This is a genomic window from Alcaligenes sp. SORT26, from assembly GCF_017377875.1.
Lineage (GTDB): Bacteria > Pseudomonadota > Gammaproteobacteria > Burkholderiales > Burkholderiaceae_B > Alcaligenes > Alcaligenes parafaecalis.
Genome location: NZ_CP070975.1, coordinates 3,808,694 through 3,823,498, shown reverse-complemented (window position 1 = coordinate 3,823,498; position 14,805 = coordinate 3,808,694). Strand labels below are relative to the sequence as shown.

At 56.8% G+C, this 14,805-nt stretch carries 11 protein-coding genes; 3 read left to right on the top strand and 8 right to left on the bottom strand.

Going from position 1 to position 14,805, the window contains the following annotated elements:
* Positions 1–2: 2 nt before the first annotated feature.
* The 8 genes from yfaE to JYG33_RS17415 form a co-directional block, all read right to left on the bottom strand.
* A complete protein-coding gene (gene yfaE / locus JYG33_RS17450; RefSeq protein WP_207873400.1) occupies positions 3–311 on the bottom strand; it encodes a class I ribonucleotide reductase maintenance protein YfaE in 309 nt (102 codons plus the stop codon).
* Positions 308–1,444: a class Ia ribonucleoside-diphosphate reductase subunit beta gene (gene nrdB / locus JYG33_RS17445; protein ID WP_207873399.1), complete on the bottom strand. Its 1,137-nt coding sequence runs from the start codon at positions 1,442–1,444 to the stop codon at positions 308–310. Before nrdB ends, yfaE begins: the two co-directional genes overlap by 4 nt.
* Positions 1,445–1,462: 18 nt before the next feature.
* A complete protein-coding gene (gene nrdA, locus JYG33_RS17440) occupies positions 1,463–3,742 on the bottom strand; it encodes a class 1a ribonucleoside-diphosphate reductase subunit alpha (RefSeq protein WP_207873398.1) in 2,280 nt (759 codons plus the stop codon).
* Between the two features lie 161 nt (positions 3,743–3,903).
* Positions 3,904–5,730 carry a DNA helicase RecQ gene (gene recQ / locus JYG33_RS17435; RefSeq protein WP_207873397.1) on the bottom strand — a complete coding sequence of 609 codons (1,827 nt, stop codon included), beginning with the start codon at positions 5,728–5,730 and terminating at the stop codon, positions 3,904–3,906.
* A gap of 9 nt (positions 5,731–5,739) precedes the next feature.
* Positions 5,740–6,876: a hypothetical protein gene (locus JYG33_RS17430; RefSeq protein WP_207873396.1), complete on the bottom strand. Its 1,137-nt coding sequence runs from the start codon at positions 6,874–6,876 to the stop codon at positions 5,740–5,742.
* Between the two features lie 21 nt (positions 6,877–6,897).
* Positions 6,898–8,670: a ClcB-like voltage-gated chloride channel protein gene (locus JYG33_RS17425; protein ID WP_207873395.1), complete on the bottom strand. Its 1,773-nt coding sequence runs from the start codon at positions 8,668–8,670 to the stop codon at positions 6,898–6,900.
* 8 nt (positions 8,671–8,678) lie between these two features.
* A complete protein-coding gene (locus JYG33_RS17420) occupies positions 8,679–9,728 on the bottom strand; it encodes a cytochrome d ubiquinol oxidase subunit II (protein WP_207873394.1) in 1,050 nt (349 codons plus the stop codon).
* Positions 9,725–11,065 carry a cytochrome ubiquinol oxidase subunit I gene (locus JYG33_RS17415; protein ID WP_207873393.1) on the bottom strand — a complete coding sequence of 447 codons (1,341 nt, stop codon included), beginning with the start codon at positions 11,063–11,065 and terminating at the stop codon, positions 9,725–9,727. Before JYG33_RS17415 ends, JYG33_RS17420 begins: the two co-directional genes overlap by 4 nt.
* Before the next feature lie 160 nt (positions 11,066–11,225).
* Between JYG33_RS17415 and JYG33_RS17410 the strand changes: the two genes are divergently transcribed.
* The 3 genes from JYG33_RS17410 (at position 11,226) to minD (ending at position 14,804) form a co-directional block, all read left to right on the top strand.
* Positions 11,226–12,983, top strand: a complete 1,758-nt coding sequence (locus JYG33_RS17410; protein ID WP_207873392.1) for a glutamine--tRNA ligase/YqeY domain fusion protein — start codon at positions 11,226–11,228, stop codon at positions 12,981–12,983.
* 10 nt (positions 12,984–12,993) lie between these two features.
* Positions 12,994–13,764, top strand: coding sequence for a septum site-determining protein MinC (gene minC / locus JYG33_RS17405; protein WP_207873391.1), 771 nt, complete (start codon positions 12,994–12,996; stop codon positions 13,762–13,764).
* 224 nt (positions 13,765–13,988) lie between these two features.
* Positions 13,989–14,804 carry a septum site-determining protein MinD gene (gene minD, locus JYG33_RS17400; RefSeq protein ID WP_207873390.1) on the top strand — a complete coding sequence of 272 codons (816 nt, stop codon included), beginning with the start codon at positions 13,989–13,991 and terminating at the stop codon, positions 14,802–14,804.
* The last annotated feature ends 1 nt before the right edge of the window (position 14,805 follow it).

Genomic DNA, 14,805 nt, shown 5'->3' with positions numbered 1-14,805 from the left:
AATCAGGGGTTCAGCCCGGTAAAGCCGAACTGATCCTCTGGTTCCTCCTGAATCCGGGCAACGCGCTGACAATCGACCATGATCGGCTCGATTACCGTGCAACAACACGGTAGAACCTCGCCTGGGCCGACATACGCCAAGGGCTGCTCTTTATAAGCAACCTTTCCATAAACTAGAGGAATACGGCAGGAGCCGCAATAGCCGCTCCTGCATTGATACTCAACCTGATGGCCGGTTCTCTCCAAACCTTCCAACAAGGTTTCGCCGTCCCGCAACTGAAAGTGATCATCAGTTGTCCGGACTAGACTCATAGTTCAATACCGTCGAAGTCGCCGGCCGACACGGCCGAATCGATCTGGCCGACCAGGTAAGAGCTCAGTTCCACCTCTTGGGGTGCCACCTGCACGGTGTCCGAGGACAGCCAGGTGTTGATCCATGGAATGGGGTTGTGTTTGACGGACTCAAACGCAGGCTTCAGGCCCACTGCACCCATACGGATATTGGTGATGTATTCCACGTACTGACCCAGAATGTCTTTATTCAGACCAATCATGGAACCGTCACGGAACAGGTAATCCGCCCACTGCTTCTCTTGCTCGGCGGCATGTTTGAACATTTCAAAGCAGACGGGTTCCAGCTCGCGGGCAATCTGGGCGAACTCGGGATCATCACTGCCCGAACGCATGATATTGATGATGTGCTGTGTGCCAGTCAGGTGCAGCGCTTCATCACGCGCAATCAGACGAATGATCTTGGCGTTACCTTCCATCAGCTTGCGCTCGGCAAAGGCGAAGGAGCAGGCAAAGCTGACGTAAAAGCGGATGGCCTCAAGAATATTGACGCTCATCATGCAGAGATACAGCTTTTTCTTCAGCTCGTAGACGCTGAGCGTACGGGTTTCACCGTTGATCTCGTGCTCGCCCTCGCCCAACTGGGCGTACAGCATGGTGTCGGTGATCAGTTCGTCGTAGTACGAGGAAATGTCAGCAGCACGCAACTGGATGTTCTCGTTGCGCACGATGTCGTCAAAAATAACGGACGGGTCATTGGCAATATTGCGAATGATGTGCGTGTACGAGCGCGAGTGAATCGTCTCGGAAAAAGCCCAGGTTTCAATCCAGGTTTCCAGCTCTGGAATGGAAACCAGAGGCAGGAAGGCCACGTTGGGGCTGCGACCCTGAATGGAATCCAGCAAGGTCTGATACTTCAGGTTGCTGATGAAAATATGCTTTTCGTGGTCAGGCAGGTTCTGGTAGTCGATCCGGTCCTGGGTGATGTCCACTTCTTCCGGACGCCAGAAGAAGGACAACTGCTTTTCAATCAGCTTTTCAAAAATCGGATACTTTTGCTGGTCGTAGCGAGCCACGTTAACCGGCTGCCCAAAGAACATGGGTTCTTTGAGCTGGTCGTTATCCGTTTTAGAAAAAGTACTATAGGTAGTCATGATGCTCTTTACCCTTGCTTAGATCTTGCACGCGCCACCTGCGCAACCGTCGTCTTCGACTTCGCCATGCGAGTCGTCGGCACCGTCGCGGGTGTTGTGGTAGTACAAGGTCTTCACGCCATATTTGTAGGCCAGCAGCAGGTCCTTGAGCAGTTGCTTCATCGGAACGCGTCCACCCTCGAACCGCTGTGGGTCATAGTTGGTGTTCGCAGAGATCGACTGGTCGACAAACTTCTGCATCACGCCAACCAACTTCAGGTAGTCGTCGTTACCGGGCATTTGCCACAGCAATTCGTACTGATCCTTATATTTTTCAAATTCAGGCACCACCTGACGCAAGATACCGTCCTTGGATTGCTTGACGGACACCAGACCACGCGGAGGCTCAATACCGTTGGTGGCATTGGCGATCTGGCTGGACGTTTCCGAAGGCATCAAGGCGGTCAGGGTGGAGTTGCGCAGGCCGTGCTTGACGATATCAGCACGCAAGGCTTCCCAATCCAGGTGCAGGGGCTCGTTGCAGATACCATCCACATCTTTCTTGTAAGTGTCGGTAGGCAGCAGGCCCTTAGCGTACGTGGTTTCGTCGAAAGCCTCGCAAGGACCGTACTCACGCGACAACTGCACCGATGCCTTCAACAGGTAGTACTGAATGGCTTCAAACGTGCGGTGGGTCAGGCCCAGGGCAGCAGGGTCGGAGTAACGGGTGCCGTTCTTGGCCAGATAGTAGGCGTAGTTAATAACGCCAACGCCCAGGGAGCGACGCTTGTTGGTGGCGTTCAAGGCGGCCTTGACCGGGTAATCCTGGTAGTCCAGCAGCGCATCCAAAGCACGCACAATCAGTTCGGACAGGCTGTCCAGCTCGTCCAGGGACTCCAAAGCACCCAGGTTGAAAGCCGATAGCGTGCACAGGGCGATTTCGCCTTCGGCATCGTTCAGATCGTTCAGGGGCTTGGTGGGCAGCGCAATTTCCATGCACAGGTTGGACTGACGCACAGGGGCGCGGTCGGCCTGGAAGGGGCTATGCGTATTGCAGTGGTCCACGTTCTGAATGTAGATACGGCCCGTGCTGGCGCGCTCTTGCATCAGCAGGGAGAACAATTCCACGGCAGGCAGGCTGCGCTTGCGAATGGCGGGATCTTGTTCGTACTTTTCGTACAGACGCTCGAACTCGTCCTGGTCTGCGAAGAAAGCGTCGTACAGGCCGGGTACGTCATGCGGCGAGAACAGCGTGATATGGCTGCCCTTGATCAGACGTTGGTACAGCAGGCGGTTGATCTGAACGCCGTAGTCCAGGTGACGGATACGGTTTTCTTCCACACCACGGTTGTTCTTCAGAACCAGCAGTGTTTCCACTTCCAGGTGCCACATGGGGTAGAACAGGGTCGCTGCACCACCACGCACGCCGCCCTGCGAGCAAGACTTCACAGCGGCCTGGAACATCTTGAAGAAAGGCAGGCAACCGGTGTGCTGGGCTTCACCACCACGAATTTCGCTGCCTACGGCGCGAATACGACCACCGTTAATGCCGATACCGGCTCGCTGGGACACGTAGCGAACGATGGCGCTGGTCGTGGCATTGATGCTGTCCAGACTGTCGTCACATTCGATCAGCACGCAAGAGCTGAACTGACGGGTAGGTGTGCGCACGCCAGCCATGATGGGCGTGGGCAGGGAAATCTTGAATTGCGATACCGCGTCATAGAAGCGCTTGATAAAGCTCAGACGGGTTTCAGCAGGATAACGAGCGAACAGGCACATGGCCACCAGCATGTACAAGAACTGGGGGCTTTCGTAGATGCGCTTGGTCACGCGGTTTTGGATCAGGTACTTGCCTTCCAACTGCTTGACCGCACCGTACGAGAAGTTCATGTCACGCCAGTGATCCAGGTGAGCATCCAGCTCATCGAACTCGGCGCGTGTGTAATCCTGCAGCAGATGGGGATCGTAGCGACCTTCTTTGGTTTGAAGCGTCACGTGATCAAACAGGGTCGGTGGCTCAAACTGACCAAAAGCGATTTTGCGCAGATGGAAAATCGCCAGGCGAGCCGCCAGATATTGGTAGTCGGGCGTATCTTCGGAGATCAGATCCGCTGCCGACTTGATGATGGTTTCGTGTATGTCGCTGGTGCGAATACCGTTATAGAACTGAATGTGAGAGCGCAGCTCTACTTGAGAGACAGACACATTACTCAGACCTTCAGCGGCCCAATCAACCACTCGGTGAATCTTGTCGAGGTTAATAGGTTCTGTACGGCCATCTCGTTTAGTGACCATTAACTGTTCGGTTGATTGCATTTCAGTCTCGGAATCGATAAAGATTGACGGAAGAAGCGGCTTTCGCAGCCGCCGACGTCATTTGGTGCACACCATATGTAGTGTGGAATAGGCATCATTCTACTACATATAGCGGATTCGGCATTTTAAAATGCAACCAATCTTTGCGCTGTTAACAATTTTTATTGTGTTTGGAACTCTTGAACGCAGCGCAGCAAAGCCTCGCCGTAGGCCTCCCGTTTACGCACCCCAATGCCTGTAATCGGCTCCAGATCAGCCTCTGAGCTGGGGCAGCGGATGGCCACTTCGCGCAAAGTCGCGTCATGGAAAATGACATAGGCAGGGACGCCATGTTCGCGTGCGGTAGCCGCCCGCCAGGCACGCAAAGCCTCGAAGCGTCTTTGCTGATCGGGCTCCAGCGCGGGGCCTACCGGGGCCTGACCTTTGACACGATGCGCAGCCGGTCCACGTGTTACGGTTTCGCGGCGCAACATCAAGGTGCGCTCCCCTTTTAAAACTTCGCGACTGGCGTCGGTCAGTAACAAGGTGCCATAACCTTCCGGGTCAACAGTCACCAAACTATGTGCCAGCAATTGGCGCAATACACCACGCCAGGCCTGGTCGGACAATTCCTTGCCCACACCAAAGACCGTCAGCTTGTCGTGTTCGTGCTCTTTGACCCGCTCGGTGGTTTTGCCCAGCAGGATATCGATCAGATGCCCTGCCCCAAACCGTTGGCCACGCTCGCGCCACAATCTATAGATCGTGGACAGCATTTTCTGGGCGGCCACCGTGCCATCCCAGGCCTCCGGGGCTTCCAGGCAGGTATCGCAGTTACCGCAGGGCTCAATCTGCTGATCAAAATAGGCCAGCAAGCGCTGTCGGCGGCAGGAAATGGTTTCGCACAGGCCCAACATGGCATCCAGCGCCTGACCTTGCTGACGCCGGTGCGCCGCATCGCCTTGCGACTGGTTAATCATGCGGTACAACTGCACCACGTCCTGCAAACCATAAGCCAGCCAGGCCGTGGCAACCTCGCCATCGCGGCCAGCACGCCCCGTTTCCTGGTAATACCCTTCTACGGATTTGGGCAGGTCAATATGGGCGACAAAGCGCACATCCGGTTTATTGACGCCCATGCCAAAGGCAATGGTCGCCACCATCACCACACCTTCTTCGCGCAGAAAGCGAGCCTGATTGATGGCACGTTGCTGCGCCTCCAGACCGGCATGGTAGGGCAAAGCGTGAATTCCGTTCTTGCACAGAAACTCGGCAGTGTCTTCTACCCGAGAGCGGGACAGGCAATACACAATCCCGGCATGCCCGGCATGCTCTTCCTGAATGAAGCTCAGCAACTGTTTGCGTACTTCATTCTTTTCAATAATGCGGTAGCAAATATTGGGGCGGTCAAAACTGGCCACAAAATGACGGGCTTCTTCCAGCTTCAGGCGCTGCGCAATTTCTACCCGCGTCAACTGAGTGGCGGTAGCCGTCAGGGCAACCCGTGGCACACCCGGCCAACGCTCTGCCAACAAATCCAGGCCCAGATATTCCGGGCGGAAGTCGTGCCCCCATTGCGATACGCAGTGAGCTTCGTCAATGGCGAACAGGGAAATCTGGCCGCGGGCCAACAAATCCAGGCAGCGGTCCGTCAGCAAGCGCTCGGGAGCGACATACAACAGATCCAACTGCCCTGTCAGGAATTCACGCTCGACCTCGCGGGCCGTTTGCCAATCCTGGGTGGAATTCAGATAAGCGGCGTTAACGCCCAGTTCATTGAGCGCATCCACCTGATCTTGCATCAGGGCAATCAGGGGAGAGACAACGACGCCGGTGCCGGGGCGCACCAATGCAGGAATCTGGTAACAGAGCGACTTGCCGCCGCCCGTAGGCATCAAGACCAGGGCGTCACCGCCTTGGATCAGGGTCTCGATAATCTCGTGCTGAGAACCACGAAAACTGTCATAACCAAAAACTTCCTGAAGAACCTCAAGTGCTGACTGGGCCATGCCGCCTGCTTAAAAAATCGGAATAGAAAAACGCAGCGCGATGTTCGACTGACGACTTTCCAGATGACGGCGAGCCTGTAAACCCACCCTAAGGTGGGGACTGTACCAGAACTGCTGCGTGACCCCAAGGTAGCGGTTCTCCCCACCGGCAACTACCTGCTGCACCTCGTACTGGGTCTGCACTTCCCCCCAGCGGCGCAAAGGAACGGACAGGCCCACTACCTGTCGGCTGCTGGCCGCGTCTACCTTCATGCCCTGATAACGGCTTAAGTCCAGGAAATTGTCCTCGTAGCGTTCGCCCTGCCATTGCAGGTGCAAATCATCCAGCACGTCCAGACCATAGGCCGCCTGATAGCGCCAGCCCTGCCCCACCGCGTGGGAGGCTCGGGCCACGCTGGCTTGCCAGACTCCAAAGTCTGGCGAACGATAAGTGGCCCCCAAACCCGTCAGCCCAAAATCGCGCGCGCTTTCCACTTGGGTATCAATACTGGTCCGGCTAGTGACATCCGTACTGAGCATCAGACTGCTGGCAGAAGACCCATACACCAGATCCCCATTATCTTGCTTGCCCGTCATATCCAACGCCCCCACCGCCAAGGCATAACGCCACGGTCCGGTCGGACCCTGCTCGAACTGCTGGGTAAGATTAATACCGCCGAGCGCCACAGGACGCGCCCAATCCGGTGCGGTCACAGTGTCATTCCCCAGGGTTAGCTCAAGGCCATCGCCATTAACGTAGCGCCAATTGCGCTCACCGAACTGCCAAACCTGATCAGGTGCACTGCTTAACCAGCGTGCACTCCAGATAGGCGAAGACTGCTGACTATATTGAATAGAGCGAGCCAGGCTGGCGGTACTGGAACCATTCAGACTGAAATCAGAAAAAGAGAAATCCATGGACGCAGCAGGGCTGGGCAAATCCTGATCACCCTGGCGATGCCATTGTGAGGCATCAAAAAACGGCTCCACAGGCGGGAGCTCCTGGGCAGGAATCGCCTGAGCCTCATCGACGCCGTACACACGGGTCGCAGACAGGTTTTCCAAGCCAATACGATTTTGGGCCGTAGCCAATGGAACAGCGGACAGCATGGCAAGACCGACAATCAGCCCGCCTGCCAAGCCTCGCTGGCAAGCTTTTGTACGCATGATTTATGTCACAAAAAGAGTTTAGCGCCGGGCATCCAGCATCACTTCGCCGCTCGCATCCAGGGAGCGTTTGATGGCGGAGTATTTTTCCAGCACAGCAGACTTATAGACTACACCAATCAAGCGACCCGAGCCGTCACCATTCAATACGGGCAGGCGCTCTCCGGCGAAGTTTACAAAGTGCTCCTGGGCCTCGTCCAGACTCATGTTCGGGTAGAGCGTCTTGACGAAATCCATACGCAGAATATCCCCCACCACGCGCTCCTGGGCCGCGTTGTCGTCCAGCAACATACGCGTCAGATCAGGTTGAGCAATCACCCCTTGATAAACCTGCTCCTCGTTCACCACGTACAAATAGCGCACGGGATAATCCAGGAACATTTGCAGGGCTTCGCGCATTTGGGTGGTCGTGCTGACCACGGTATCCGCCGGGCGCACCAGTTCGGCCAGGGTCGTGTGACGCAACTTGTGGCGCAGCAAGGCGTCGCGCTCGCGCACCAGGGTGACTTCATACATGGCCACTTCAGCCACACCGCGCGACACGAAATAGGCCATGACACAGGCAACAATCAAAGGCAGCACTAACTGATAGCTGAGCGTCATTTCAAACAGCATCAAAATAGCCATGAACGGCGCACTGGTCGCCGCCCCCAGAAACGCCCCCATGCCCACCAGAGTGAACAAATACAAGGGCAAGTCCAGACCAGGCAGGATCAGCAAGGTCAACTGACCAAACAGGGTGCCAAAGGCCGCGCCCACAAAGATGGCGGGAGTAAACACACCACCGACAGCGCCCGAACCTACGGTCAGCCCGGTCGCCAGCACCTTGAATACCAGGATAAGCAGGACGCTATACCAGGCCCAATCGCTGTGCAACATGGACGACACCACACTGAAGCCATTACCCGCCACGCGCGGCATGACAATCAGCAGGCATCCCAGCAACAATCCCCCCAGCGCCAGACGCAGGGGCAAGCCTAGCCCCGTGCGCTTGAAGAGCGTGCGAAACAGATTCAGCAATTTCAGGAAAGCGGGAGCGGCCAAGCCGATCAGCACACCTAACACCAGAAAGGGCAAGATGTCCCAGCCAGCAACGGCCTGAACATTCGTCATTTCATAGGGAGCATGATAGCCACCCAGCATGCGCATGGTCAGGTGAGCACTGACAGCCGCCATCAACAAGGGGCCGAAGCTGCTCATGGTCATGGTGCCCAGCACGATCTCGGCCACAAACACGGCACCGGCAATCGGGGCGCCATACGCAGCCGCCACCCCGGCTGCTGCGCCACAGGCCACCAGCAAGCGCAGGCGAGCTTCACCAAACAGAGTGAAACGGCCAATTGCGGAAGCGGACAAAGAGGCCAGATGCACCATCGCCCCTTCCCGACCAATCGAGCCGCCCGAGGCCACCGTCATCAGGGAGGACAAGGATCGCAACAAGCCCTGGCGGATGGACAGACGACCATCACCAATGGCCACAGCTTCCATATAGTCTGAATTACTTCCTGAAGGCAGACGCCCCGCCAGCCACAACAAGATACCGGCGCACAAACCGCCCAAGGTGGGAAACAAGAGGCGCATGTACCAGGACAGGCCTTCCGTTACCGCGACAATACCGCCGTGCTGTCCCGTGACCACTTGCTGCACCAGGCGCATGCCCTGATGAAAGGCCAGGGTCGCCAAAGCCCCCAGGATACCGGCCAAGACCGCCCAGGCCAGCATGGCGGGCATATCAGACAACCACTTGAAACCCTGAAGACGCTTGCGCATCGACAGTACGGAATGGGCAATCATAGAAAAGGTCAGCCTTTAAAGCTGGGCGGCAAAGGTGGGCGGGACAAACCAAACATGCGCCAATACACCCACACGTTGAAAATCAATACGATGGGCAAGGCAATCACAATGGCCGACAGGATCAGACTTAACGCAGGCACTCCAGCGGCGGCGTCCCAGATCGTCATCTCGTCCAGAATCAGATAGGGGAAGAAACTGAACGCCAGCCCTGCCATGACGGACACCATCACAAACAAGGTCAGCAAAAAGGGCAAGGTGGTGGTGCGATAGCTGCTGTTGATCATGCGCTGCAGGCTCATTTCAATCGACACAAAGCAGCTTAGTATCAGCGCCCACAGGAACAGTACCAGCCCCCAATACGGGCCATCACTCCACTTGAGCAACACACCCGCATTCACAAAGGCCAACACCACCGAAACACCGACGGCCCCTGCCGCAAACCAGCGCACCGAACGGCGTCCCCAGTTCACCGCACGGGCACGCAGCTCACCCGCCTCGCGCATGATCAGCCAACTAGCCCCCAGCAAGCAGTAGGCCGCGATGGCGCAAAAGCCCATGAAGATAGAAAACCAGATATAGCCCGAATCGCTTTGAAAGCCCACCACGACTTGAGCCAACAAGACGCCATGGGAAAAAGCCGTCAACCAGGAGCCCAGGGCAAAGCCCATCTGCCAGCGGGACTGACGCTCTACAGGCGCACGCAGGCGGAACTCAAAAGACACGGAGCGGGCGAAAACGCCCACACCCAGAGCACATAAAGGCCCATACAAGCCGCCCATCACCGCCCCCCAGGCTTTGGGGAAGGCGCAGACAAACAGGCCCAGACCGAGAAACAGCCAGAACTCGTTGGCATCCCGCCAGGGACTCAACAAAGACAGCATGCGGGGACGCAGAGAGTCCGGCGCCAACAAGGACAAGCAGCCCACGCCAATATCAAAACCGTCCAGAACGGTGCCAGCCACAATGATCAAAAAGAACAGAGCCAGAAACGCCAGCGGCATCCAGAACGCCGGATCATGGGCACCCAGTCCCAGCGCATTCGCAAAAGAATCAATCATGCCCGCCCCCGATGACGCGCGATCGGCACCACACCGAAACGTACTGCATGCCGCAGCTTCTGGAAAAAGCCAATCATGCACAAGACGTACACCAGGCCATAAGAAAGCACACCCAGCCCGACAGTAAAGACGCTTTCCTTGCTCTGTACCTGCACGGCCTGAATATCGTTACCCACTAGATAGGGCAGAAAACCCAGCAATACGTAGGCGGCCCCGGCCAGCAACATAATCCAGCCCAGCACCGATGCGGCCACCATTAACTGACGCTCTCTATAAGAGAGAGAGTGCGGATCCAAGCCATAACGGCGCGTACGCAACAGCACCCAGAGCAGCAGAAACAGCATCACAGCACCCGCCAGCACAGCCACGCGGAAGGACCAGAACGTCAGAGTTACAGGTGGCATGGCCTCGGAGAACTGATCCAGGCCCATCAGTATGCCGCTGTCATTACGACCCAACCAGCGCCCACCTGCATGCGACCAGCGCAGCACACCCAGGACACTGTCTTGCATGGCCGATGGGGCGGCCACCAGAATCAAGTCCGGTTGTGAACCACTTTCCCAATAGGCAGCAGCGGCCGCCGCCTTGGCAGGCTGATGCTCGGCAGTCATGAAGCCATTGCCCACCACCACAAACACCAGGGCAACCCAGGCCACCACACCTAAAAACAAGGCGCTGCGAAACGCCAGACGTTCCTGATCCGTGACCGGTCTTTGCATCGTCTGGGCGCAAGTCACACCCAACATGAAAAAGGCCACCGTCAGCAAACTGCCCACCAGCAAGAGACCCGCGTACCAGGGCAAGGCAGGCGTACTCAACACATCCAGCCAGTCCATGACGACGTAATGACCTTCAATAACATCCACACCGGTCGGCACTTGCATCCAGGCCACAATCGCGACCAACCAGAAAGCGGTGACGGTCACGCCCAAGGCCACCATCAGCACCACCAGGGTATGAACCAGATTGGAGAGCATGCGCTGGGCAAACAGCATCACGCCCAAAAAGCAGGATTTGAAGATGAACAGGGACAGCATGGAGGCGGCCAGCATGGGGCCGATGACATCGCCTACCTGTTCCATCAGGCCCGGCCAGACACTGCCGAACTGGATCAGCACGGGCATGGAAGCGGCAAAGCTTAAAATAAAGGCCAGCGCAAACAAACGCACCCAGAAGCGGTACGCCCCCATCCAGGCGGCGGCATTGTTGCCAAAGGTTCTGGTCTTGAAATACAGCAGCACCCAGGCCAGTCCCAGCTCCAGAGCCAGAAACAGCAGCATGAAGCCCAGGCTAAGGAAAAACTGGGCATGGGACAGAGAAAGGGCGGAGTGCGTCATAATGAGCGCTAGTGTAGGGTGAATTGGCCTGCAAACGCCACCATACTACCCCAAGTTCTTCCCCGATTTTTTAGAACCCGTTCATGGGGTAAATACCCCTCTAAAACAAGAACGTGGCAAAATGGCCGATTAGTCTGTCGGCTTCTTTATTTCAAACTGTATGACCTCTGACACCACTCCTGCTCCCGTATCTAATTTTCTGCGCACGATCATCGACCAGGATCTGAGCGCTGGCCGTTACGCACAAAAATCCTGGGCCGGTCAGCCAGGCCCGGCCAGTACCCAGCAAGGGGCGGCTGTTGATGCCGCGCGTATCCGTACGCGCTTCCCCCCCGAACCCAATGGTTACCTGCATATTGGGCACGCTAAAAGTATCTGTTTGAACTTCGGACTGGCCAGCGACTACCAAGGCGCCTGCCACCTGCGTTTTGACGACACCAATCCTGAGAAAGAAGAACAGGAGTACGTGGACGCCATTATCGACATGGTCAAATGGCTGGGCTTTGACTGGACCTTCAAGAACGAAGACAACCTGTACTTTGCCAGCGACTATTTCGACCATATGTACCAGTTCGCAGAAGCGCTGGTAAATGCAGGCCATGCCTATGTCGATGAACAAAGCGCCGAAGAGATGCGCACCAACCGTGGCACGCTGACTGAAAAAGGCGTGAACTCGCCCTGGCGCGACCGCCCTGCCGAAGAATCGATCAAGCTGCTGCGCGAAATGCGCGACGGCCATCATCCTGATGGCAGCATGGCCCTGCGCGCCAAAATTGATATGGGTTCGCCCAATATCAATATGCGCGACCCGGTCATGTACCGCATCCGCCATGCTGAACACCATCGCACCGGCAACAAATGGTGCATCTACCCCATGTATAGCTGGGCTCACCCTGTGGAAGACGCGCTGGAGCGCATTACCCACAGCCTGTGCACCCTGGAATTTGAAGACCAGCGTCCTTTCTATAACTGGATTCTGGAGCGCCTGGTTGAGCTGGGCCAATTGGCCGACCCGCTGCCTAAACAGTACGAGTTCTCCCGTCTGAACCTGTCCTACGTGGTCACCAGCAAGCGCAAGCTGCGTCAGTTGGTTCAAGAAAACCATGTCTCCGGTTGGGACGATCCGCGCATGCCTACCCTGGCCGGTTTGCGCCGCCGTGGTTACAGCGCCGGTGCCATCCGTCTGTTCACGGACCGTCTGGGTGTCTCCAAAGCGGCCCAGCACGTGGACTACAGCCTGCTGGAACAAGCCCTGCGCGATGATCTGGACCCAGTGGCTGACCGCAGCGTCGCCATTCTGGACCCGATCGAACTGATCATCACCAACTATCCCGAAGGCAAAAGCGAGCTGTGCCACGCACCGCGCAATCCGCACAATCCGGAAGCCGGTCAACGCGAGTTCCCCTTCTCCGGTCGCCTGTACATTGAGCGCGAGGACTTCAAGGAAGAGCCACCTAAAAAGTACTTCCGTCTGTTCCCCGGCAATACCGTACGTCTGAAATATGGCTATGTCGTGCGCTGCACCGGCTGCGTGAAAGACGAGCAAGGCAATGTCACTCAGGTTCTGGCTGAATACCTGCCCGACACCAAGAGCGGCACACCCGGTGCGGACTCGGTCAAGGTCAAAGGCAATATCACCTGGATCAGCGCCGAGCACGCGATTGCAGCCGAGATTCGTCTGTACGACCGTCTCTTTGCCCATCCTCAGCCCGATGCGGCCGACCAGGATTTCCTGGAGCACATCAACCCGAACTCGCTGCGCGTGATTCAAGGTTGGCTGGAACCCGGCACCAAGGCCACGCCCGATGCCCGCTGGCAGTTTGAGCGCCTGGGCTACTTTGTGGCGGACCGTGTGGACTCCACTCCCGAGAAACCCGTTCTTAACCGCACAACGACTCTGAAAGACACTTGGGTCTAAGGCTATTAACGTGAACGATCAGACTCATGCCAAAGGGCCCCAGGCCCTGGATTTCAAAAGCGCCACGCTGTACGCCGTACGCGTGGTGCTGCGCTCGGCCGACACGGCCGAGCAGTTAGCCGCACTGGCGCAACGCATGAAAGACGCAGGCTCCTTCTTTGAGGACGAGCCTGTTGTCATCGACGCCAGCGCCATCGATGCTTCCGTGGACTGGACGGCGCTGGTCGCCGCCCTGCGCCAGCACAAGCTGCATCCTGTGGGCATCATCGCCCACCCGGATCATGCCGATAACGCTATCGACAGCGGCTTGCCGCACGTTGAGCTGTCCAACCCGCCTGCCCGCCCCCAAGCTCAGGCAGCACCGGACAAGGAAGTGCCGGTCCTGTCGCAGTCGGCCCAGCCAGAAGCCCCTGCGGCGGCCGCTCCGCCACCGCCTGCTATTGCTCCGGCAGCGCTCATCATCAACCGTCAACTGCGTTCGGGCCAGCGTATCTACGCCCGTCACACCGACCTGATTGTGGTGGGTGCGGTCAGCCAGGGAGCCGAAGTGGTCGCCGATGGCAATATCCACGTTTATGGTCCACTACGCGGCAAAGCGATGGCCGGTGCCCGCGGTGATACCAAGGCACGCATCTTCACCACCGAGCTGGACCCGGAACTGATCGCCATTGCGGGCGTGTACCGCATTATTGAAACGCGACTGGATGCGCAACTGCGCAATAAACCGGCCGTCGTCACGCTGGAAGACGATACGCTCAGATTTGATCCCCTGAGCTCCTAGCAATACAAGGCGCCGGCTTTTGCCGGCGCTTTTTATAGTGGCTTGCACCAAACACCTGCCATGCAGGCAAGCAAGTGCAAGCGCAACCGTGTAAGCTGACACCGAACAAAGCAATTGATATGTTTTGTTTCTAAGCAGTAGGCTAAGTGGCAGAACGGATGTCAAAATTAGGCCCGTTATGCTTTACGATTATGTGACTTGAAAAACAAAGGAATCCGATTGTCATGGCGCGTATAGTTGTAGTGACCTCCGGCAAGGGTGGCGTGGGCAAAACCACCACCAGTGCCAGTTTTGCATCTGGCCTTGCGATGCGCGGTCACAAGACCGTGGTCATCGACTTTGACGTCGGTTTGCGCAACCTGGATCTGATCATGGGTTGCGAACGCCGTGTGGTGTATGACTTCGTCAATGTAATCCAAGGCGAAGCCACCCTGAACCAGGCCCTGATCCGTGACAAGCAGATCGAAAACCTGTTCATCCTGCCCGCTTCCCAAACACGTGATAAAGACGCGCTGACCCGTGAAGGGGTGGAAAAAGTTCTGGAAGAACTCAAAGGCATGGGCTTTGAATACATTGTGTGCGATTCGCCCGCCGGTATTGAAACCGGCGCCTTGATGGCGTCTTATTTTGCGGACGATGCGCTGGTTGTGACCAACCCCGAGGTGTCTTCGGTTCGTGACTCGGACCGCATCCTGGGCATTCTGGCCGCCAAATCGCGACGCGGTGAACAGGGCAAAGAGCCCATCAAAGAATATTTGCTGCTGACTCGTTACAGCCCCAAACGTGTGTCGGACGGTGAGATGCTGTCCTTGCAGGACGTTGAAGATATCTTGCGCATCAAACTGATTGGGGTCACCCCCGAGTCGGAAACCGTGCTGCAGGCATCCAACCAAGGAGTACCCGTTATCCATATCAAGGAAAGTGATGTGTCCCAGGCCTATCAGGACATCGTAGATCGTTACCTGGGTGGCGAAAAACCGTTGCGTTTTGTGGATTACGAAAAGCCAGGCCTGTTCAAGCGCCTGTTCGGAGGAAAGTAAT